At 63.7% G+C, this 22,157-nt stretch carries 19 protein-coding genes; 2 read left to right on the top strand and 17 right to left on the bottom strand.

Going from position 1 to position 22,157, the window contains the following annotated elements:
• Window positions 1–105: 105 nt before the first annotated feature.
• From ACQR0W_RS20505 to ACQR0W_RS20425, 17 genes are all read right to left on the bottom strand, one after another.
• Window positions 106–1,080 (bottom strand): hypothetical protein, encoded by a 975-nt coding sequence (locus ACQR0W_RS20505; RefSeq protein WP_315753236.1) that lies wholly within the window; start codon window positions 1,078–1,080, stop codon window positions 106–108.
• Window positions 1,081–1,087: 7 nt separating this feature from the next.
• A complete protein-coding gene (locus ACQR0W_RS20500; protein WP_315712811.1) occupies window positions 1,088–1,981 on the bottom strand; it encodes a hypothetical protein in 894 nt (297 codons plus the stop codon).
• A gap of 50 nt (window positions 1,982–2,031) precedes the next feature.
• Window positions 2,032–3,120, bottom strand: a complete 1,089-nt coding sequence (locus tag ACQR0W_RS20495; RefSeq protein WP_316169684.1) for a GSCFA domain-containing protein — start codon at window positions 3,118–3,120, stop codon at window positions 2,032–2,034.
• 57 nt (window positions 3,121–3,177) lie between these two features.
• Window positions 3,178–4,122 (bottom strand): TylF/MycF/NovP-related O-methyltransferase, encoded by a 945-nt coding sequence (locus tag ACQR0W_RS20490; protein ID WP_315712808.1) that lies wholly within the window; start codon window positions 4,120–4,122, stop codon window positions 3,178–3,180.
• A gap of 679 nt (window positions 4,123–4,801) precedes the next feature.
• Entirely contained in the window at window positions 4,802–5,464 is a 663-nt protein-coding gene (locus ACQR0W_RS20485) for a class I SAM-dependent methyltransferase (RefSeq protein ID WP_315712807.1), read from the bottom strand.
• Window positions 5,465–5,491: 27 nt separating this feature from the next.
• Window positions 5,492–6,538, bottom strand: coding sequence for an aminoglycoside phosphotransferase family protein (locus ACQR0W_RS20480; RefSeq protein WP_315753232.1), 1,047 nt, complete (start codon window positions 6,536–6,538; stop codon window positions 5,492–5,494).
• A complete protein-coding gene (locus tag ACQR0W_RS20475; protein WP_315712805.1) occupies window positions 6,516–7,133 on the bottom strand; it encodes a hypothetical protein in 618 nt (205 codons plus the stop codon). Before ACQR0W_RS20475 ends, ACQR0W_RS20480 begins: the two co-directional genes overlap by 23 nt.
• Window positions 7,134–7,142: 9 nt before the next feature.
• Complete coding sequence (locus ACQR0W_RS20470; protein WP_315753230.1) at window positions 7,143–8,180, bottom strand: zinc-binding dehydrogenase; 1,038 nt, start codon at window positions 8,178–8,180, stop codon at window positions 7,143–7,145.
• 8 nt (window positions 8,181–8,188) lie between these two features.
• Entirely contained in the window at window positions 8,189–9,112 is a 924-nt protein-coding gene (locus tag ACQR0W_RS20465; protein ID WP_315828209.1) for a transketolase family protein, read from the bottom strand.
• A complete protein-coding gene (locus ACQR0W_RS20460) occupies window positions 9,109–9,957 on the bottom strand; it encodes a transketolase (RefSeq protein WP_316169683.1) in 849 nt (282 codons plus the stop codon). The genes ACQR0W_RS20465 and ACQR0W_RS20460 overlap by 4 nt, the downstream gene beginning before the upstream one ends.
• Window positions 9,958–10,002: 45 nt before the next feature.
• On the bottom strand, window positions 10,003–11,001 hold the full coding sequence (locus ACQR0W_RS20455; RefSeq protein ID WP_315828207.1) for an NAD-dependent epimerase/dehydratase family protein: 999 nt from the start codon (window positions 10,999–11,001) through the stop codon (window positions 10,003–10,005).
• A gap of 12 nt (window positions 11,002–11,013) precedes the next feature.
• On the bottom strand, window positions 11,014–11,622 hold the full coding sequence (locus ACQR0W_RS20450) for an SIS domain-containing protein (RefSeq protein ID WP_315712798.1): 609 nt from the start codon (window positions 11,620–11,622) through the stop codon (window positions 11,014–11,016).
• Window positions 11,619–12,557, bottom strand: a complete 939-nt coding sequence (locus ACQR0W_RS20445; RefSeq protein WP_315712796.1) for an NAD-dependent epimerase/dehydratase family protein — start codon at window positions 12,555–12,557, stop codon at window positions 11,619–11,621. The genes ACQR0W_RS20450 and ACQR0W_RS20445 overlap by 4 nt, the downstream gene beginning before the upstream one ends.
• A 108-nt stretch (window positions 12,558–12,665) precedes the next feature.
• Entirely contained in the window at window positions 12,666–13,388 is a 723-nt protein-coding gene (locus tag ACQR0W_RS20440; protein ID WP_315753226.1) for a nucleotidyltransferase family protein, read from the bottom strand.
• A 9-nt stretch (window positions 13,389–13,397) separates the two neighbouring features.
• Window positions 13,398–14,885 carry a PfkB family carbohydrate kinase gene (locus ACQR0W_RS20435; RefSeq protein WP_409977946.1) on the bottom strand — a complete coding sequence of 496 codons (1,488 nt, stop codon included), beginning with the start codon at window positions 14,883–14,885 and terminating at the stop codon, window positions 13,398–13,400.
• Between the two features lie 481 nt (window positions 14,886–15,366).
• Entirely contained in the window at window positions 15,367–16,479 is a 1,113-nt protein-coding gene (locus ACQR0W_RS20430; protein ID WP_315712793.1) for a hypothetical protein, read from the bottom strand.
• 265 nt (window positions 16,480–16,744) lie between these two features.
• Window positions 16,745–18,247 carry an MBOAT family O-acyltransferase gene (locus ACQR0W_RS20425; RefSeq protein ID WP_315828204.1) on the bottom strand — a complete coding sequence of 501 codons (1,503 nt, stop codon included), beginning with the start codon at window positions 18,245–18,247 and terminating at the stop codon, window positions 16,745–16,747.
• Between the two features lie 453 nt (window positions 18,248–18,700).
• Between ACQR0W_RS20425 and ACQR0W_RS20420 the strand changes: the two genes are divergently transcribed.
• Both ACQR0W_RS20420 and ACQR0W_RS20415 read left to right on the top strand, forming a co-directional pair.
• Window positions 18,701–19,762 (top strand): hypothetical protein, encoded by a 1,062-nt coding sequence (locus ACQR0W_RS20420; RefSeq protein ID WP_315828203.1) that lies wholly within the window; start codon window positions 18,701–18,703, stop codon window positions 19,760–19,762.
• 418 nt (window positions 19,763–20,180) lie between these two features.
• Window positions 20,181–22,136, top strand: a complete 1,956-nt coding sequence (locus ACQR0W_RS20415; protein WP_316186972.1) for a TIGR04372 family glycosyltransferase — start codon at window positions 20,181–20,183, stop codon at window positions 22,134–22,136.
• Window positions 22,137–22,157: the final 21 nt, after the last annotated feature.

Genomic DNA, 22,157 nt, shown 5'->3' with positions numbered 1-22,157 from the left:
ACCCAGAGGTCGGCATCGGCGGTGAGCGCGCCGTCGCGCGCAAGCCCACCTGCTGCCTCCTGGCTTAGCCGTCCTCCATTCCTGGTGCAAGCGGGCGGCCATGCGTCAATAGAGGCTGGCAGCCCGGCGTCCGTCGGCCAGCGCGTCGTGGACGTCTGCGGTCCGCTCCTTCGGCAGCTTGACGAAGAACGGGTCCGCCGGCCAGTGGTTCATGCCGGCGACCATGATCGTCATCTCCTCGTCGGGCATGCGCGGCATGAATACCAGATCGATCGCGGAGCGTGTCTTGTGCGACGGCGGGCTGCCGCGATGCATGAGGCGGGTTGCGTCGAACACCAGCAGATCACCGGTCTTGCCCAGAACCGTGTGCTCCCGGTAATTGGCGTCGCGATACTGGAACGGACCGGTCTGCTCGTCGACATCGCAGAGATAGAGCACGCCGCGAATGACGCCGGCGGGACAGTGGTCGCTGTGCCATTCCTGGGGGCCGACGCCCTCGGTCACATGCGGCTTCGAGCGCACCAGCCGGACATTGGCGACCTTGGCCGGGCAGCCGAGCACACCGCGGAAGAAGGAATCGAAATCGCCGCCGCTGAACAGCGCGTGCAGATAGTCGACGAGGGCGGCCGACGGCATCCCGGTCTGCAGATCCTGCGTGTAGGAGGCGACGCTGTTGCCGGCCCAGTCCCACGCCGAGTGGCGATTGCTGACGTCGCGATCGAAGCTCTCGGTTTCCCGGAACATGGTCGCCTTTTCCGGATTCGTGCTGATCACCGTGACGCCGTTCTGCTGGAACGCGACGATCTTGTCGGCGAGCTGGCTCGGCGTCTTGTGCGGATCGAACTTCGGCGCATGGGCCGTGCACAGCGGCGGGGCGCTGTTCGCGGCCGGGAGCAGCGTCAGCCGGCGCGGCTGCGCCGTGCCGTTCTTGTCTGCGGGGGCTGCGTCAGGACTGAGATGTCCATTCAGGCGGTCGAGCGTGTCGGCCCGCACCAGGCGGTAGCCGAGAGCGCCGAGCGCCTGGTTGACGCCGCCCTTGAGTCGCTGCTTGGCGGTGCTGATCATCGATCCCAAGGCCATGCTGTCCTCATGCTGCGTTCGGCTTGGTCGGCTGGAACGGGTCCAGGCCGCACGCCATTCGATAATACAGTTCGTATCGCGGATGATTGGCGACGAGGCCGCGGCTGTCGATCGCGTGATCGATCAGCGCCTCGAGCAGGAGACGGGCGCCCTTCGGCGGCAGATGCACCCCGTCGAAATCGAACTCCGGACGCAACAGATCGCCGTCCGTCAGGTCTGACCAGCGGTCGATCATGAACAGGTTCACCGAACGCACCTTCTGCGCCAGCTTCCAGTTGAACGCCTGGACCAGCTTGGTGCGCACCGACACCGGGCAGTCGTAGTTCTGCAGTTCGCGGATGCGCGCTTCCTGCCGGGTCGGAGGAACCACGCTCTGCACGTAGACGCGCTTGAAGCCGGCTTTGACCAGCTGATCGAGCCCGGCGACGAACGGCCCGAGCCGGGCCTCGATCGCCTCGTCGATGAGATCCCACGGCACCAGCGGCTTGTCGAGCAGAGGCAGCGTCGTGGCGAACGGCGGAACGAAGTCGTGGGTGTCCTTGAGGAGTTGCAGGAGCGGACCGCGAACGTCGATCTCGCCGACGGTGATCATGATCAGCGGCGGTCGCACGGCCTGGCCGACCGCTTTGGCAATGGCGAAATCGGCCTCGTCCATCGACAGATGCGTCGCGCGTCCGTTCCGGACCAGGCCTTCATATTCGAGGAAGGCGATGAAGTCGGGATGAAACTCGCCGGTGGCGGGATCGTAGAACTCCCGCGCCGTGGCGCCGGGGATGTACTTGGTGCGGGCCATCACCCAGGCGCCGGTCCAGCGCTCGCGGAACACCATGTTCCGATACGGCAGGGAATGGCTGTCGCCGACGATATAGACCGGCAGAACCGCTTCGAGCTCGGTGTCCACGCTGATACGTCCCCTCACATCACAGGCTCGGCCGCAGCCGCCGCTCGTCCTCAGTTGTTACGGCTCGCGGCCAGTGCGCGGTAGAACTCGTCCTCGTCGCAGATGATCTGCGGCGCGGTCGGAGGAGCCGCCGGTTGCGTTCGTTCGTCATCACGTGCGGATCGCACCTCTGCGCCAGCGTCCTCGCCGGTGAACTGCGCGAAGAACAGCTTCATCGCGCGCGCGACGCCCTCGGACGTGACCGAGCGCGCATCGTCGGCGAAATACGCTCCCGCGTTCTTCGCATTGGTGATGATCTCGTAGGATGCGAAGTAATGCACGTTGTCGTAGCGCCGGACCATCTCCTCCGCGGCGACGCGCAGCACGCTCTTGGAATAGGCCGTGGCCTGCAGCACGTGGCGCGGCTCCATGGTGGCCGCAAGCGGGACCGGCGAGACCGTCAGGATGATCTGCAGGCGCGGATTGGCTGCCGACATCAGGTTGATCGCCTCGGCAAGATAGCCGGTGGTCTCCATGACCGAGAGATTGTGGAACGCGTATTTGGCATCGTCGAAGTCGCCGGCGCTGCCGCACCCCGGACAGGTCGGATACACCGTGCCGTCGAGCTTGGACACCCAGCTCTCGGTCAGACCGAGCGTGAAGATGAAGATGTCGGTGGTTTCGAAGAGCCGCCGCACCGCCTGCAAATGCTGCTTCAGATCGACTTCGGCCTCGACCATCGAGACGTAGCCGCGCGGCGTGATGCGGGGGCGCAGCAGATCGAACACCCAGCCGTCGCTGTTTGTCCAGAACTGATCGGCTGGCCGGAAAGCTCCGAAGGCGCGTTGCAGCAACTGCAGAAGCTGCAAGGTGCTGTAGACGTTGCCGTAGCGCGCGGAGAACACGCCATAGCCGAAGCGCTCCTCCTGCTCGGGCGTCAGATGCGGCGGTGCGGGCTCGGTGACATGGTAATTGTAGCCCCGCTCCTTCAGGGCGCGCGAGATGTGCTGCGCGAAGCAACTGCCGGCCGAGGCGACGCGCTGATCTGGACCGAAGCGGAGCCGCGCGGTCAGATGAGGATCGAGATCGGATGGGCTGCGCTCGGCAACGGCCTGCCGCCAGAAGCTGCTCGCGGGCAGCGTGGTGTAGGGACAACTCATGCACTCACCCTCTGACCGCATGGGGCCGCGACGCAATGAAAGCGAAGCGCATGCTGCTCAAGCCCTCGGCTTCATTCCGAGATAGGAATGAATGATGAACTTGGTACCCTGGATCGAGTAGTCGCCGGAATGGCTGGCGACGATGTTGAAGCGGCTGACGAGGTCGGCCCAGGCCTTGCGCTCGCCGGCCTCGGGGTCGGCCTCGTTGCAGTTCCAGTCGTCGAAGCAGAGCACGGCGCCCTTCGAGATGAAGCCGCGTTCGAAGCACGGCACCAGCGCGTCCATGGTTGACGAATACAGGTCGCCGTCGAAATGGATCAGCGCAAAGCGCGTGTCGTCCGGGAGCAGCTTCACCGTGTCGGCGAACCAGCCCTCATAGATCTCGACCCGGCTGGGCGGGATGATGGCCTCGACCATGGTCCGCAGATCCGCGGCGCTGAGAATCCGGCAGCCGCCCTTCGACCAGGTGCCCGATTTCACGTGCTGCGACTCGAGGTCGACCTGCGCCGTGATTTCCGGCAGGCCCTCGAAGCTGTCGAACAGGCGCAGTTTGCGCAGCGGCTGGTTCGGCTGATAGCGCGGGTCGAACACCATCGCGTTCGCCAGGGTGCGTGCGGTGAAACCGCCCATGGTGCCGAATTCGGCGATATCGCCTTTGACGTCGGCGCTGTTGATGTACATCACGCTCAAGGTCAGCGTGCGCGCGATCTCCTTGGCGGGGAGGATAAGGACGTCGTCGATGTCGAAGAACAGGTACGGTGCGCTGATCTTGTGGGCGTCGAGCCGTTCCAGGGCTTCGGTCTGCCGCGTCCGCGGCTCCGACACCGCTTCGACGACCGGCGCGGGGGCCGGTTGAGGCTCGGGCTGGGGCTCTGGCTCCGGAGCGGCCTGCGGCCGTTCCGGGGGCGGCTGCCCCATCAGCGCGCGCTTGATCGAGCGCAGCTTGAACAGCGTCTGGGGGGGCAGGCCTTCGGCAATCGCCACCTTCAATGACTTCGTCATGACAGCCCCGTTCCCCGCCGTTCGCGATGTCCGCCGCCAATTTATAGATACATTTTGCAAAGATCGCAAAAGCGGCATGCGGGCTCTGCACTCGTTTTGCGTGGGTGTCGGCCGGCGAGGCGCCGCTGATGGTCGAACCGGTCCTGCGTGCGCGTCAAAGACGAATTGGTCCGCATCTTCAGGTGCATCACCCCTGTCCAGTCCTGCCGGGAAAAATATTCTTCTTTCGTTTTATCGGAAAATATGGTTCTCTCGCGTCATCCCGCCTCATGCAGAGGGACGTACGCGTCGTCACGATACGTGGAGGTGGGCTGCGATGGACGTGACGGCTGCGCCAGACGAGCGCAATCGGCGCGGACGGCGAAGTCGTGTGGTCCTGGCCTCTCGACGCTGAGGTCTGCGCAACGCGCCAAAGGCGCGTTGTCGCAAAATGGGGGCAAGAACGCCGATCCCCAGGGAGAGCACGAAGGACACCGTTAAAACCAGTCGCGCGGGGAAGGCCGGGATGTCCCAGCCGAACCTGTGGTACCTGCCGCCTGCACTTCTTTCTGCAGGCGGGCCATGGGGGCGGCAGGCTCCCGGCCTTCCCCGCGCCCTCTCGTTCGAGAGAGCGATCGTCGACTGATAGCTCGGATGCCAATGCGTCGCGAGAGCGCCTGTCGACGCTCTCAGCTCACACTCATTCGAAGAAGATGAATTCGTGGTCGCCGGTGTAGCCGGAGCGCTTGAATTCGAAGGCCCATTCCTCGGGGGTGTGGAAGATGCGGCAGGTGAGCTGCCAGTACATCAGGTTCACCTTCTCGCGCTCGTTGCGGTAGCCCTCGACGCAGAGATACTTGGCGCCGCGGCTGACGCGCTCCATCTCGCGCAGGGCGGCATCGAGATCGTAGTTGTAGAGGTTGTGCAGCGTGTTGATCGAGATGACCAGATCGAAGTGCTTGTCGGGGTAGGGCAGCTTGGCCGCGGTGCCGACCTGGCAGAACGGCTTCACGCTCTCCATCGTGTGCTCGATGCCGTAGGAGGAGACGTCGATGCCGGCGACCTCGAGATCCGGGATGGCTTCGCGGAAATCGTGCAGGATGAAGCCCTTGCCGGAACCGACGTCGAGCACGCGCATGCCGGGCTTGATGCCGTAGGTCGCGATCATCGCATCGGCGACCTTGCGCCAGCGGCCGTCATATTTGTAGCCGCCATAGCCGGTCTCGCGGCTGCCGTCCCAGTAGTCGTAGTCGTACTTGATCGCCATCTCCGCGACATCGGCCTTGTCGCGCTGGGTAACGCGCGCGAGATAGTCGCGCTTGGTCGATTTGTGGACGAGACTGACGAACTCGCGATAGGCCATGAAGATCTCCGGGCGTTACGATGTCGGTTAGTCGGATGTGGCGCCGATGAGGTCGAGCTTGGCGTCGGCCTTGGCGAGCTGCGCGGCGCAACGCTGCGCCCAGGCGCCTGTGTCGGCGAAGGCGCGTCGGGTGGCGCCGAGCGGCAGGAAGTCGTTCAGGATGATGCAGGTCCACTTGACCTGGTAGGCGTCGAGCAAGAGCCGGCAGCGCGCGACGCTGGCCGCGTCCAGTCCGAGGCCGTCCGTGAGCCGGTCGATGAAATGCTCGTGCACCGCCAGCGGCACCGGCACCTCCGGCTGGCAGAAGAAGTCGGAGACGAGCTTGGCCGGATCGTCGCGGCCGGCATATTCGAAGTCGAGGAAGGTGAGCTTGCCCTGGTCGTCGATCAGTGCGTTGTGGAAGCCGAAATCGGACGGCGACAGGCAGACCTGATCGGCGGGGATGGCGGTCTCGAAGGCGAGCCCTTCGGCCGCGGCGCCGCGCAGAATGGTCGCCTTCACCTCTGCCCAGGCCGGCTGCAGCCGTGCGGTCACGAACTGTCGGGCGTCGGCCACATGGGGCACGTCGCCATCGAGCGTCGCCAGCCGCGCCACCCGGCGCTCGACGGTGGCGAGGTGCTCGGCGAGGGAGAAGCAGGCCTCGGATCCGGCCGCCAGCGCCGGGCGGGGCGGAGCATTCACGGCGAGCACGAAGTCGATCGCGGCATCGACATGAACGGGCGCCAGCTCCGCGACCGTCAGCTTGCGTCCCTCGACGAAGCTGTACAGGCCAGCCTGTTCGGCGCGGTCGCAGGCCAGGGGCTCCGGCACGACACGGACCCCGTGCGACCAGGCATGGCTGACAAAACTCCATTCGGCGCCGAGCCGGTCGCGGGTGTCGCGAGCGTCGGTGAAGTAGCGCTTGAGGACCAGCGGGCCGTCGGCCGTGTCGAGACGGAAGACCTGGTTGTTGCGGCCGCCGGCCAGCCGCGTCAGTCCCGTAGGGCTGGCCTTGCCGGCCTGCGCGGCGAGGCGCTGGGCGAGCGCCAGCAGGGCGGCGTCGGCGTTGGCCTCAGCCGCGGTCACGGACGACATCCGCCGCGATCTCGGCCCACGAGGCGCGGCGCTCGTAAGGGACGGCCGTGGTCGCGAACTGGTTCTCCGGGTCGAACAGCACCTTGCGCATCCCTTGCGGGAATCCGGTCATGCCCAGGATCTCCGGCAGGTCGTCGACAAAGACCTCGCAGGCCAGCGCATGCGCACGGGCGACCTTCTCGTCCTTGGTCAGCTCGAAGAACACCCGGTCCGGCGCGATCTGGCTGGCGGCCGATCCCATCAGCCCGCGGTCGGTCAGGAAGCCGCGCGCGGCGGCATGCATGTCGTGCTTCGGACCGAGAATGGGGTGTCTGGTCTTATGACTGACGATGAACAGGTCATGCCCGGCGCCGCGGGCCGCGGCGACGAACTCCGCGAAGCCAGGGTAGGGCGACACCAGGTCCATCCGGGCGCCGTAGACATAGCCCTGCAGCTCGGTGAAGTCGTCCTTGCGCCCGCTGCCGTTGAGATGGTCGCGGACGCTGTTCTTGTCGCGGCCGAGATCGGCCGGGATCAGGCCGCGCTCGAGCGCGGCCGCATGAAACACGCCGTCATAGCAGGCGATCGTGTTGTCGAAGTCGATCCCGATCCGCATGGCCTGGACTTAACGCAGCGACATGTCGATCAGCGGACGGCCGACCTTGCCGGCGGCCAGATCCTGCAGCGCCTGGTCGGCCTGGGCGAGGCTGTAGGGCTTCGACAAGAGATCCCGCACCGGGAAGCGGCCGGAGCTCAGCAGCCGGCCGTAGCGGCCGTAGTCGCGATCCGGAACGCTGTCGCCGCCCCAGGTGCCGAGCAGGCTCTTGCCCTGATTGAAGACGCCGGGATTCAGCGTGAGCGCCGCGCCATGCTTGGCGTTGCCGATCACGACCGCGCGGCCGCCCTGCTGACGGGTGGAATTGATCGCCTGCTCCATCACGGCCGGAATGCCGGAGGATTCGACCGCGAGATCAACGCCCTGCGGCACGATCTTCTTGATCTCGGCCAGCACGTCGCCGCTTGCGTCGATCACATGCGTCGCGCCGTAGATCTGGGCAAGCGCACGGCGGGTCGGGTTCGGGTCGATGCCGATCACCGGCATCGCGCCGGCCAGCGCGGCGGCCATCAGCGCGTTCAGGCCGATGCCACCGGTGCCGAACACGGCGACTGCGTCGCCGGGCTGCACCTTGAGCACGTTGTAGACCGCGCCCATGCCGGTCGGCGCAGCGCAGCCGAGCAGCACCGCGACATCCATCGGCAGGTCCGGCGGCAGCAGGGTCAGGCGGTTCTCGCTGACGACAGCGTGGCGCTGGAAGGTGGTGACGCCGCCGGCGTTGACCTTCTTGCCATCCCAGTCATAGACGGCGCCGCCAGCCTCGATGCCCGTGCCTTTGATCCAGGACAGCACGACCTTGTCGCCGACCTTGACCTTGGTGACGGCGCTGCCGGCCTCGATCACCGTGCCGGTGCCCTCGTGGCCGAGGCAATGCGGCACCCATTTGTCCTCGCCCTTGTCGCCGCGCCACTCCATGACCTGGGTGCCGCAGGCGCCGGAATAGGCGATCTCGACCAGCACCTGGCCCGGCTTGAGGGCGGGGGTCTCGATCTCGGCCAGCACGAGCGGCTGGCCGGTCTGGACCAGGAGGGCAGCTTGGGTCTTCATGTGATGTCTCAGCTCAACGCGTGGATGATCTTGTCCGCGATCTGGTGGCCGGTCAGTCCCAGCACCTCGCGGGCATATTCCTGTTCGCCTGATTTCTTGAAGAACGCATCCGGCGTGCCGAAGCGCAGAAACTTCTTCGCCTGCGTCTCGGTGTCGGCAAGCCATTCGGACACGGCGGAGCCGAAGCCGCCGATCAGCGAATGCTCCTCGATGGTCGCGACCAGCTTGAAGCGGCTGAAGGCCTGCTTGAGCTTGTCCTCATCCAGCGGCTTCACGGTGTGGAAGCTGACGACCTCGGCGGAGATGCCCTTCTCCTTCAACTTATGTGCAGCTTCAATGACTTCCGGCAACATGTTGCCGGTCGAAAGCAGGCAGACGTCGGAGCCTTCCTCGATCGTGATCGCCTTGCCGATCTTGAAATCCGCGAGGGGGCCCTTGTGAACCACCGGCTCACCCTTCTTGCCCATGCGGATGTAGACCGGCCGGTCCTGCTGCATCGCCGCGCGCAGCGCACCGCGCACCTCGAAGGCATCGCCCGGGCAGATCACGACCATGTTCGGGATCGAGCGCAGGAACGAGATGTCCTCGCAGGCGTGGTGGGTCGGGCCGAGGCCGGAATAGGCGAGGCCGGCGCCGACCGCGACGATCGTCACGGGGACCTCGTGATAGCAGACGTCGGTGCGGATCTGCTCCAGGCAGCGCGTCGTCACGAACGGCGTGATCGTATAGGCGACCGGGCGCAGGCCGTTCATGGCCATGCCGGCGGCGACGCCCATCATGTTGGCTTCCGCCACGCCGCAGTTGAAGAAGCGGCTGGGGTGCTTGTCCTTGAACTTGTCGAACAGGCGGTTGCCGATGTCGCCCGAGAGCATGACGACGCGGGAATCCTCGTTGCCGAGCTTGGTCAGTTCGTCAGCGAACGCGTTTCTCATGACAGGCCGAGCTCCTTGAACGCCTTCGTCACTTCGTCTGCGGTGGGGGCGCGATAATGCCAGTTGTTGTCGTCTTCCATGAACGACACGCCCTTGCCCTTTACGGTGTGGGCGATCAGCGCCACCGGCTTGCCCGAGCCGTTCGGGATGTTCTGCATGGCTTCCGCCAGCGCGCCGACGTCATGGCCATCGATCTCGTGCGCGTCCCAGCCGAAGGCGGCCCATTTGTCGCGCAGCGGTGCCAGCATCAGGGTTTCGTTGGAGCGCGCGGTGGCCTGCCACTTGTTGTAGTCGACGACGACGCAGACGTTTTCGAGCTTCTGGGCGGCGGCGAACATCGCCGCCTCCCAAACCGAGCCCTCGTTGTTCTCGCCGTCCGAGAGCAGGGCGTAGACGCGGTAGTTCTCGCCCTTGATGCGCCCGGCCAGTGCCATGCCGCAGCCGAGCGGCAGCCCGTGGCCGAGCGAGCCGGTCGCAGCCTCGACGCCGGGCAGCAGGTTCGCCGGCGGATGCTCGGCGAGACGGCCGCCGTCCTGGCAGTAGGTGTCGAGTTCCTCGATCGGGAAGTAGCCCTTCATCGCCAAGGTCGCGAACAGCGCTGCGGCGGCGTGGCCCTTGGAGAGGATGAAGCGGTCGCGCAGCGGATCGGTCGGGTTTTTCGGGTCGATATTGAGCACATGCCAATAGGCCGCGGTCATCGCATCGGCGCAGGACAGCGACGAGGCCAGGTGTGCGGCCTGGGCCTTGTGCGACATCTCGATGATCTTGCCGCGCAGCCTTGCGGCCTGCGCCTTCAGGGCGGCGGCGTCAGGCTTGGCCGCGGTGCTCCGGACTGCAACGTTCATCGTGCTCTCCAGTCGCGCTTCCTCGGGGAAGCGCAGGGGTCTCGATCAGGGTTTATGTTCGTACTTGGTCGGCAGCTTGGCCATGACATCCTCGAAACGTCGCGCCCAGGCGATGACGTCGTCGATGCCCTGTTCCAGCGAGAAGGTGTCGCGCCAGCCGAGCTCGGTGCGCAGCTTGAAGCTGTCGAGCGTATAGGCGGTATCCTTGCCGGGACGCTCGGGTCCGATCTCGACGCAATCCTCGAACGACTTGCCGAGCCGGGCCAGGATCATCTCGACCAGGGTGCGGATCGAGACCAGCTCATAGCCCGAGATGTGATAGGTCTCGCCGAGCTTGCCGCTGCGCCCGATCTTCACGGTCGCGTCCGACACGTCGGTCATGTGGATGAAGACGCGGATCGACTTGCCGCCGCCGTCGAGCCGCAGCTTCTGCCCGGTCATCGCCGCCACGATGGTGCGCGGCACGATGCGATAGAGCTGCTGGCCCGGGCCGTACACATTGGCCGCACGTGTGAAGACCACGGGGAACTGGTAGTTGGCGAAATAGGTGCGCAGGCTCATGTCGCCGGCCGCGCGCGACACCGCGTAGGGCGTCGACGGGTTGAACGGCGCGTCCTCACGGACCCAGCCCTCCGTCGAGCCGTAGACCTCGGGCGTCGTGACGTGGACGTAGCGGTCGAGGCCGTCATAGTTGCGCAGGATGTCGTGCAGGCGGACGGCGGAGACGACGTTGGTCATCATCCAGTGGTCCGGATACAGCCAGCTCTCGCCGACCATGCTCTGCGCCGCGAAGTTCACGACGTGAGTCGGCCGCTCCGAGGCCAGCAGCGTCTTGAGCGCATCGAGATCGTGATTGAGATCGACGCGCTGGAAGCGGACCTTGCCGGGACGCTTCTGCCATTTGTACGGCAGGAAGGCGTCATGCGGCTCGTCCGAGCGGCTGGTCGCGATCACGTCGTGACCGGCCGCAGCCAGGAAGTCGACGAAGGTTGCGCCCGAAAACGAGTTCGAGCCGAGGATCAGGTACTTTTCGTTCGCAGCCATCGTCCTTGCCCGTCAGACCTCGCGCGTCGTGATGATGTCGCCGCGCTGGGCGTACAGCCACTGCATGATCATGTGGCCGATCACCATCTGCGCGTCCTCGGCGATCTGCATGTCGTCGACCGCGAAGTGGATCGGCACGTCGGCGAGCGCCTTGGCCTTGCCGCCGGAGAAGCCCAGCACGGCATAGCTGGTCATGCCGATCTTCTTGCCTTCTTCGAGCGCCTTCAGGATGTTCGGCGAGTTGCCGGAGCCGGAGAAGGTGATCAGCACGTCGCCCTTGCGCGCGAGCACCGCGAGTTGCAGCGAGAACACCTGATCATAGCCTTCGTCGTTGGCGAGGCAGGTGATCACGGACGGGTTCGACGACAGCGAGTGCACGCGCAGGCCCGAGCCGGGCGTCTTCGACAGCGCGTAGAGGAAATCGTTGGCGAGGTGGTTGGCGTTGCCGCCGCTGCCGCCATTGCCGCAGAAGAACACCTGGCGGCCGGTCTGCCAGCAATCACGCAGATCATAGGCGAGCTTCTCGACCGGGCTCCAGTCGAAATCCTTCAGCACGGTGCTGAAGCGGCTGGTGTAGTCGGCGAACAGGCTGCCGGGGGTCTTGAAGGCCAGGACGTTCATTTCACGACCTCCTTCTCCATCCATTTCAGATTATACCAGCGGTCGTCGTTCTTGAGCTGGCCTTGCGAGTACATGCCGATGATTTCCTTGATCGCGTCCTCCACCGTCTTCTTCGGCCGGAAGCCGGTCGCGAGCAGGCGATCGGAGTTGACGCGATAGCTGCGCGGGTCGTTCGAGGGCGTCACGATGACCTCGGCCGGCACGTGCTTGGTGACGAGCCTGGCGATGTCGAGGATCGAGATGTTCTCGAAGCCGGCATTGTAGATCCCGGTGTGCTCAGGATGATCGAGCAGGAAAAGATACAGATCGGTGATGTCGTCGATGTGAATGTTCGGGCGAGTCTGGTCGCCGCCGAACACGGTGATGCGGCCGTTCATCAGCGCCTGCATCGTCAGCATGTTGACGGAGACGTCGAGCCGCTGGCGCGGAGAGTAGCCGCAGACGGTCGCGGGGCGCACGATCTGCACCACCATGTCGTCCTTGTAGGACAGCACGATGCGCTCGCCGCACATCTTGGTCTTGTTGTACTCGGAGATCGGCAGCAGCTCGAGATCCTCGGTGACCTGCTCCTCTTCCTTGACGCCGTAGACGCTGCCGGAGGAGGCGTAGATGAAGCGCTTGATGCCGTGGCGATAGGCGCGATCGGCGAGCTGCATCGTGGCGAGGCAGGAGATCTCCCAGGTCAGCTTTGGGTCGAGATCGCCGCAGGGATCATTGGCGACGCTGGAGAGATGAATGATGGCGTCGACCCCGGTCAGGTCGATGGCGTCGGGATTGCGGACGTCGCCCTGGACGACGGTGAGATCCGGATGCGGCTCGAGAAAGTTGCCGAACCACATGATGTCGAATGCAACGACCTTATGGCCGGCCTTCAAGAGCTTCGGCACGAGCACGCTGCCCTTGTAGCCGCACGCTCCGGTCACGAATATCTTCATCTGAGCAATCCCCGTGGCTCGCCTGTCGTGTCGCCGGCTGGCGCGTCGCGCGCACCTTTATACAAATTGGCAGAAGAAGGTGACCAGCCCGGCGGCGAAACCCGCCCGTCAAGCGTCCCCGCCACGGCGTGGTTCGTGATTAAACTCCAAATGGGCCCGGCGCAAGCTTTCCGGGTTGCCGATGTCCCGATGATAACCGCTGGTTTCCACGCAGAAAATGCGTCCCAAATAGTTGGGGATGATTTCCGTGGAGAGATCGACGATCGGCTTTCCCAGCGCGGCGATGTCGGCGATGACGGCGGGATCGAATACATAGACCGCGCCATTAGCGAGGTTCCCGGGCGGATTCTTGACCTTCTCGTGGAAGGCGATGACCCTGTGCTGATCGTCGAGCTCGAGAATCCCGCACGAGCTCGGATCATCGGTGCGGAATGCGAGCATCGTCATGATGCAGCCGGGCGGGCGGTTGCGATGGGCGGCGAGCAGCCCCGCGACGTCGAAATCCGTCAGATTGTCGGCGTGAGCCACGAGGAAGGGCTGGTCGCCGAACCAGGCGCGGTTGGCAAGCACGGTGCCGCCCGTCCCGAGCAGTTCATCTTCGTGAACAAGATCGATGCGGTCCCGCCAGCGCGATTGCGCCACGTGGGCGCGCACCTGTTCGGCGAGCCAGTGTGTGTTGAGCAGCGCGCGCTCGATGCCGCCTTCGAACACGAGATCGAGCCAGTAGTCCAGCAATGGACGGTCGTGCACACGCACCAGGCATTTCGGCGTCGTATTGGTCAGCGGGCGCAGCCGGCTTCCGATCCCCGCCGCGAGCAGGAGGGCACGCATGACGACATCCTACTCCTGGCTGAATCCGGTCTCGTCGATTTCCCGCACCAATTCCGCCGTCGTCAACGGCAGATTGCCGACGCGGGAAACCTGGAGGGCAGCCGCCAGCGATCCGAGATAGGAGGCCTGCCAGATATCGGCGCCCGCGCGCAGGCCCATCGAGCAGGCCATGAAGAAGCTGTCGCCGGCACCGGACACGTCCTTCGGGGATGGATTGAACGCCGGCAGGCGGTCCGAGGTGAAGGTGCCGTCCGCCATGGTGTTGATCAGCGCGCCCTCGGCGCCGAGCGTGATCACGAGATTCTTGGTGCGGGCCCGTTCGACCAGCCGCTCGCTGATCACGGCGAGACCCGAAATGAAGTCGTTCAGTGCGACGCGCGCCTCCCGCTCGGTCGGCGTCAGCAGGGTCATGCCCTTGAAGCGGGAGACGTCGCCGGTCTGCGACGACACCTGGCTGTCGGCCGCCATCATCACGCCCTGGGCGCGGGCGCGATCGGCGATCGCGTCGACCAGATCCTGCGGCAGGCAGCCGTAGTTGAAGCAGGAGAACAGCAGCAGATCGCAGGTCTTCAAGGCGCGCTCGACCGAGGTCAGCATCTGCCGCTGCAGGTCGGCATCCGACGCGTGCTGGCGCAGATGATTGACGCGCAACAGCGTCTTGTTGAGCGCGCGAAAACGCTGCTTGCGCGTGGTCGGCCGGCTCTGGTCGGTGAAGGCGTTGAAGTTGACGCCATGCTGTTCGAGCGTGTTGCGGGCGAACCGCGCCGCTTCGTCGTCGCCGACCAGGGTGAAGAATTTCACGTCGGCGCCGAGCCCGTGCGCATGCGCCGCAACCGCACCCGCGCCGCCGACGAAGGTGCGGGTCATCAGCGGCGTCACGACGATGGTCGGGTCCTCCTGGGACATGCCGACCGCATCGCAGGTGACATATTCGTCGACGATCAGGTCGCCGATGACGGCGACCCGCATGCCGGACAGCTTGCGGAGCAGATCCTTCAGATTCGCGATCTCGAAGCCGTGGCGCCTGGGAAATTCCTGCGGCTTGCGGACCGTGGAGATGTCGATGTTGGCGTCGCGTTCCAGCAGCGACAGCGACGCAAAGCGCAATTCACCGGACGAGAAGATCAGCCGTCCGCCATAGGCGTCCACGGCCTCCTGCTCGGGATTGGCGCGATCCTCGAACTCCTTGCCCTTGACGACGACCGTCGGCTTCAGATGCGCGATGAAGTCGGACGCCGATGTTTCCAAGCGCACGACATGGTGCACAAAGGCGATGGAACGCACATTTTCGAGGCGCATGTCCTGCGCCAGGGTCACGCCAGGCGTCGAATCGGGATTGACGCCCACGACCAGCACGTCGGCCTGCTCGGCGGCGAACTTCAAAAGCCGTAAATGTCCGGGGTGCACGACGTTGAAGTTGCCGGACACGAACGCAATCGTCTGCCCGGAGTCGCAGGAGGCGCGAACAGTCTGACAGGCCAGATCCATCTCACTCATATCGATCACCTGATCCAAGGAATTCGCCTCCGGTTCGATCGGGCTGAGGTCGGATAATCGGCCACCGTGTCATTCGCGGGCCGAGGAACTCCGATGCAAAGCGTCGCTGTCGCCCGGCACATCTGCACCGCGAATCCCGTTCCGATCTGCATCTTTCATGCTCGACATTGATTTCGTTGCGAAAAAACAAGCACGGTCCCCCGATCGGAGCGATGGAGGGGCCGGCGGCGGTCATTTCCAGCGGTCTCTTTATCAGGTGTGCGCAGCAGCACAAACAGTCCTGTTAGCTTACGGTTGTGTGGTCGCGTTGGAATGCGGCTTCCGGAGAGCTCATCATCCTTTCTCCGCGATGCTCAGCATCTTTGCTGACGAATCAGGCGGAGGATGGATCCGAGGATGCTCCGACGAGAGACGAACTGCTTCGCTGGTGGGCGGGCCAATCGGAAAAGCCTCGGAGGACGCAAGTCTCTCGCAGCATGCCTCAGTGATAGAGATCGAACTGTTCACCCTGTCCCTTTTCGAGATCGGCTGCCAAGGCGCTGCGGTCGATCCGCGGAAACAGCTTGCTGAACTCGGTCCGGTCCAGCAGGGCGAGGTAGGTCTTGAGCATGCCCCTTTCCGAGGGATGCGCGGGATCGAAGAAGTTGCCGGAATCGCGCGATATCTCGGTGCGGCTCATATCGAAGAACTGGATGCCAAGCTGCGCAAATCTTTCGACGGTCTGTGGACTCCTGATCTCGCGCCAGAGCCCGGAATAGGGCCAATAGGCCTCGTCGGTGTCGAGAAAGGCGCCAGCGCTCTCCAGGAACGGATATTGGATCGCAACCACCGAGAACCCGCGCTCGCGGGAAAGCCTGGAAAGTCGCTCGATCTCGCCAAATTCGCGTTCGCTGAGATGAGGGGCGCCCGGAAACGAGGAGGTGACGTACTGAGCGCCGCGCGCCAAGGTTTCGGCCGCCGCATTTCGATAGGGTGGTGCGACCATGACGGAACCATCCTTGCGGAATCCGAACTTGCCGCGGATTGCCTCGGTGCCGACGAGCCTGTTGTTGTCAACGGGCTCGAGTTGCGGCGTCATCATGGCCGAACGGATCGCATCGAGATCTCCGTGATTCCGCATGACGAAGTCCGCGACGTCGTGCAGCTTCCGCCGATGCGAATCGATGCCTTGGGCGAAGTCCATCGTGCGCTCTTTCCGCCAGACGTCAGCGAGGAAATCGCCAAAGAGGAAGTAGTCCAGCGCCACGACGACCACGCGCGGCTTCGCCACCGTGGTCGCGCGATCGACGAAGTCCACAACGTGCGTGAGAGGCCAGGCCGTCAGGCACGCATTGTAGGCCACATAGGGACGGAACATCTGCTCGCGCGCCTGACCGCAGCGCGAGCTTCCCACCAGCAGAACCTCGGGCTGGACCTGTTTGATTCGTTCGAGCTTGTAGGGAGCGTAGTCCTTGAAGGTGCCGAGCCAGACCATCCGTTCGGTGTGCGATTGCTCGGCTGCGAGCACCGAGAGCGGGACGGTCGCGCCCAATCGCCAGCCGACCCATTCGAAAACAGCCAGCAGCGGCAGGAAGACGATGGCGAACAGAGCCACTACGATCGCAAGATACCGCGCCAAAGTTCGAGCCCGCCTTGGTGATTGTGCTTCGGGAGTAAGCGAGTTTGGCTCGCAATCCGCGTCGTGCTGGAAGTTGATTGCGCCAGAATCAGGCTAATGGCTGGGCGTAGCCGCTGCAAGCGGACGATGCGCCGTCGGCACGCCGCCCGCCTGGACAGCTTCGACAAGAACATATCCGCCTTCATAAGGCCGAATGTCGGTGGGAGGGTCCGAGGCCCGTCGCTCGCCATCTCCTGCGCGTTCAGAACTGGAAGTAGAGGAACTGGGAGGTGTCTCCGGCGATGATGTTCATCAGAACCGCCGCCACGAGCGCGATCGAAGTTCCGATGGCCCACGGCAGGGACGGTCGCCACTTCAGGTTCAGAATGCTCCAGGGACGAGGGTTGTGGTAGGTGTCGAGCCCGACCTTCCAACGCTCGAACATCGTGTTCACGTTGGGCAGGGTGAAACAGGCGACGTAGCCTGCCAGGATTGCGATCATGAGGCGCGGATCGACGAGGTTCGTTGCCGTGATCTTCTCCGGGTTGGACAGGGCGAGCATCCCCTTGATGAGCCTGACCGCGGCATTCGGATTGTCGGCCCGGAAGAAAACCCATGCCAGAACCACGACGAACTGTGTCAACAAGAGCGCCGCCACCGCATACCAGGCGGTCGTCGACAGGCGGGTGAGGGCCGGTCGCTGTGCGACGAATTTGCTCCAGCGATGATTGACGATCAGAAACAGCCCGTGCAGCGCTCCCCAGATGATGAAGGTGAAGCCTGCTCCGTGCCAGAGACCGCCGAGCAGCATGGTGGCAAAGAGGTTGGCGTTTCTCCGGTGCTCGCCGTAGCGATTGCCGCCAAGCGGGATGTAGAGATAGTCGCGGAGGAAGCGCGATAGCGAGATGTGCCAACGGCGCCAGAACTCGACGATGCTCAGCGACTTGTAGGGGGAATCGAAGTTGAAGGGCAGCCGGATCCCGAACATGATCGAAATGCCGATCGCCATGTCGGAGTAGCCCGAGAAATCGAAGTAGATCTGCAGCGAGTAGGCGAGCGCGCCGCCCCAGGCGTCCATCAGGTGAAGGTGGCTCGAATTGGCGGCGTGGAACACGGGATTCGCGATCAGGCCGAACCCGTCCGCGATGAACGACTTCTTGAAAAGTCCGATGGTCAGAATCGTAAGGCCGACCGCGACCTTCTCGATGGAAATTCGTCGGCTCTCCTCCGAGCCGAATTGCGGCATCATCTCGCGGTGATGGAGAATCGGGCCGGCGACCAGATGCGGAAAATACGTGACGAACAGGCCGTACTTCACAAAGCTTCGTTCATCGGAATACCCGCCATAGACGTCGGCGAGGTAGGCGATCTGGGTGAAGGTGAAAAACGAAATGCCAAGCGGGAGAACGATCGCAAGCGAGGGGTGCTTCGACGCGGTGATCGCATTGAGGATCTGGATGCCGAAATTCGTATATTTGTAGAACGCGAGCGCGGCCAGGTTGAGCGTGATGGCAGCTGAAAACAGGCCGGTGCGGAGCTTTCCGGTCTGTCCGGCAATCAGCAGACCCATCGTATAATTGAAGACGATGGAGATTAGGATGATCGGGACGAAGTGGATGTCCCAATAGCTGTAGAAGGTGAGCGACGCCGCGGCGAGCCAGCTGAGGCGCACGACAGGGGCGGCGAAAAAGCGAGCCAGCAGAAAATAGCCGACCAGGGTCACCGGCAGGAACAGGAACAGAAACTCAAACTGCGTGAAGAGCATAACAAGTTTCTTGATGTTGCTGCATATTGCGCTGCTTTATCAATGATTGAGGGCGCTGCCAAGTTGCGTGCGCCGCTCCAGCTGCGAATTTCGGGGGATGCCGCCTGCTGACGGCAGCGACGTGCGGCCGGCCTCTCGAACAGGGCGGACCCTTTTCGATCAATGATTCTTCTGCTATGGCAGCTCAAAATTCGACCCAATGACGCCAATCCAACGCCGCCATGATGGGGGGCGCGCAATCACTCTCGCCGACGACCGCAGCGGCGAAGAAACCCCTCGATGGATCATGCAGATGACATCCCGATAGGTCTGCGCTCCCGCGCAAAGCAAACTTGGGAGGAGTGGGAAGCCCTCTGTTCCACCGGCTGACGTCGTGTCTAGACTCTCGTCGTCGAAGCCGAAAGCAGCTGCCACGACACCCACCGAGACAACCTATCGAGCGGAAATTGCGTCATGTCGACAGTCGGCCGGTCTGCACCGGAAAAGTCAGCTGAACCGGCCGGATTCGGGCGCTATCTCATCGCAGTCGGAATTGTCGGCCTGGCGGCCGCGTTCGCGTTTTCGCTCGGTTTGTCGCTCTTCTCGTTCGACGCGTGGACGTTGCGCGATGGGCTGTTGCAGATTCCGCGTCAAAGCGACACCAACTGGTATCGTAATTTCGGAGGCCGCAGCATTCCGCAGATCCAGGACCAGGATATCTTCTACAGCAATCTGGGAGGATCGGTCGGAGCCGCCGAGCAGGCTGACATTGTCTTTCTCGGTCCGTCCTTCGTCAGCTATGCCGTAGACCGGCAGACGCTCGCGCAATCGCCGGTGCTCGGTCGATTGGGGATCTACAACATGGCCTTCGTGGGAATTCGCGGCGGTGAGTTCTCGCGGCTCGTGATCCAACGCTGGAAAATCCGTCCGCGTCTGTGGATCATCAATGCCGACGATCAGTTCGTGCACTTCTTCAGCAACGACCTCAACGTCACTCTTGGTCCGCAGAAGCAGCCCATTGCCGCCGTCCAGCGCAACCGACTACGGGGGTACCTGACGGTGGTCGGCCGCAATCTGCACTGGCGTATCGAGGACTTGATTGCGGCGTATCAGAATGGCCATTTCTCGCCCACCGGCCTCTATCGCAACATCGCTGATGGTGACATGGGGCTGGATGACAATCCGGGCTATGTCGCCTTGGGCAACAAGCCGATGCTGTCGGCCCGCGATCCCGACTGCCATACGACCCCCGCGATTGTCGACTATGCGAAGAGATTTCTCCATGAAGTGGGCGGAGAGGCCGTGCTCACATTGGTCCCGCATAGCCAGTCCTGCGTCCAGCAGGCGGCAGAACTGGCGAAGGAATTGAACATCGAACTGATCGCGCCGCCATTCGATGGCCTGACGACGATCGACGGCGGCGGCCATTTGGACAGGCACGGGGCGCAGATCTTTACGAGCTATCTCGCTCGCGAGATCGTCAAGACGGCGGCTTTCAAGCGGGCATTTCCCGTTGGAGCTGGCGACGGCAAATGATGCCGATTTTGCTGAATTCCAACCAAGGAGGAGCCGGCCGGCTCCACGCGGGGTCGTCCGACACGCTTCGTCCGAGCCCTCGCGCATCAGGTGGGGCTCCCCGAGACCAATCGGCGCCGGGCTTAAGATTCTGAATTCTCATTTCATCCGGTTATGCTCGCGTTCATCCCCATGTTCGGCTTGGAAAATTCCCGGCACCTCTGTTATAGCTGCGATCCAATCGGCTCAATCCTTGGTTGGCATTTGCGGCGGCGATGTCTCCACGGGGAATTCTCCCATTGGACCCGGCGAGCGTACTGTCCTTATCCCGAGACGTGATCCTTGGCGCGCAGGCGACTTGAATGGCCGGTCGTCCAGGCTCCTCCTTGATCCGAACGCGCGGAATCCGGGATTTCAAGGTTGTGTGGAACTTGGTCGTATGAAACTGCAAAAGCAAAGGCCGATGCGCGGCGGCCGCCGACGGTTTGTCTACCAGGTCTTCGTCATAGTCGGAGCGACCCTCAATCTGCTGCCGCGACGCGCGGTGTTCCTTGGTCTGGTCATCGCTTTCGCCGCGAGACTTCCACTCCGGCGGCGCCTTGCTCAGGCCTATTTTCCCTATGCGACGTCGCATCTTGCAGCTCGGCCGGAGTTTAGTTTTTCGACGGCTCTCAGCCGATATTTCCCCGGCGCTTCGATTCAAGCCCTGAGCAGCATCGGCGCCTATCGCGAGGCGGCCAGGACTGTCGGCCGCGAAACCTTGGCGTTCGATGATGCGGACACCAGATACGCGCTGGTTCGATCCTTGTTCGAACTGGGCGAGTTTTCGGAAGCGCGCGATGCCGCGGCGGGAGCGAAGCCCGAACAGCTCGAAGCGACGGTCGATCTCGCCTTCTACAAGGCCATGGTTGACGTGATCGAAGGGGATGAAGCTGCGGCGCTCGACGCGATGTTCTGGGCGGGCCGGAGCAGCCTGCATTTTTTCCGTCCCCACCAGAACATCGCAGCTCGGAATTCACCGCGCTATGTTCCCAACAGCCTCGATTTCCTCTGCGGCGCTCCCGGCCGGCTGTTCGACCTGTGCAACTTCACGGGCCAGCGCGTGATGCATGTCGGTCGCGGCGAGATTGCAATTCGGTTGTATGAGCGCGCCTTGGATGCGCAGCGGGAACTGCGGGCATCGCCGCCACCGCTTTCTGATGAGTTGAAGCGTCTGCTCGACCGGCTCGGCGTCACCTTCGATACGCTGCGGCTCGTTCCTGAGGAATGGGCGACGCAGATCGGCCATCTCGGCATGCTCGACATTCTGTTTCGGATGCGAGAGCTGGGCTGGTGGTCAGGCGAAGCCGTGATCGTCGTCCGTCCCGATAGCATCGCCAACGCGGTCTTCTTCAAGCTGTTTGAAGGTTTCGGCAAGGTCGTGGTGATCGGCGAAACCGTATCGGAGCGACTGGGTGAGGAGCTGCTGTCCTTGCAGCGCTGGTGCGGGTTGAACTTCAACGCGTTCAGGCTGCCGGATGGGCGGGTCGTGCCCTGGCAGGACGCGGGTGCGATCGCCATCGAGCAATGGGAGCGTGAGGGCAGAGGGCATCCGTTGCGTGATGCCTACGACCGGAGTGCGGCCGCCGCTGCGGCTCGCTTCGATGCGTTCCGTTCCAGGTACGGCATGAAGCCCGACGACTGGTATGTTTGCCTGCACACCCGGGACGCAGCGCATTATTTCGAGTTCATGGGCACAGGGCAGACCCACCGCAATGCGCCGATCGAGACGTCTTTGGACGCCATTCGTCTGATCGCCTCCCGTGGCGGATGGGTCATCAAGCTCGGTGGTCCGAACTCGCCGAGGCTTCCGCCGATGGCTCGCACGATCGATTACGCGCTGAGCGAATTCAGATCGGAGCCGATGGACATCCACCTGATCCGCCACGCCCACGCCTTCATCGGGACGACGTCCGGGTTGACGAATGTCGCTGTCAGTTTCGGCATTCCTTGTGCGATCGTGAATGCGATCACGACCGACGCCCAGCTGTGGAACAGCAACGTCCGTTTTGCCCTCAAGCCCGTCAGACTGGCAGACGGCACCGTGCTGACGCAGCACCAACTGACAACGTCGCCCTGGCGCTGGCGCGTGTTCGATGCAGCCGTGCTGGGCCGGAGCGGCGCGCATCCGGAGACCAACTCGGCGGACGACATCCGCCACACGGCGGATGAGGTCCTGGCCATCGCCGACGGTCGGTTGGCTGAATTCGAAGGCGATCACGATGGCGCACGACTGCTGTCGCGCTGGAGGCGTGCGCTGGGGCTGCCCTATTACTACGGCACCAGCCGTCCGAGCCTCGGTTTCCTGGCCAATCATGAGACGGAATTGCTGCACGACGCTGGTGAGGGTCACTGAGCCATGCAGATGGGGGACGAA

The sequence above is a fragment of the Bradyrhizobium sp. HKCCYLRH1034 genome (assembly GCF_051168375.1).
Taxonomy (GTDB): domain Bacteria; phylum Pseudomonadota; class Alphaproteobacteria; order Rhizobiales; family Xanthobacteraceae; genus Bradyrhizobium.
This window is presented reverse-complemented; position numbering and strand designations above follow the sequence as displayed.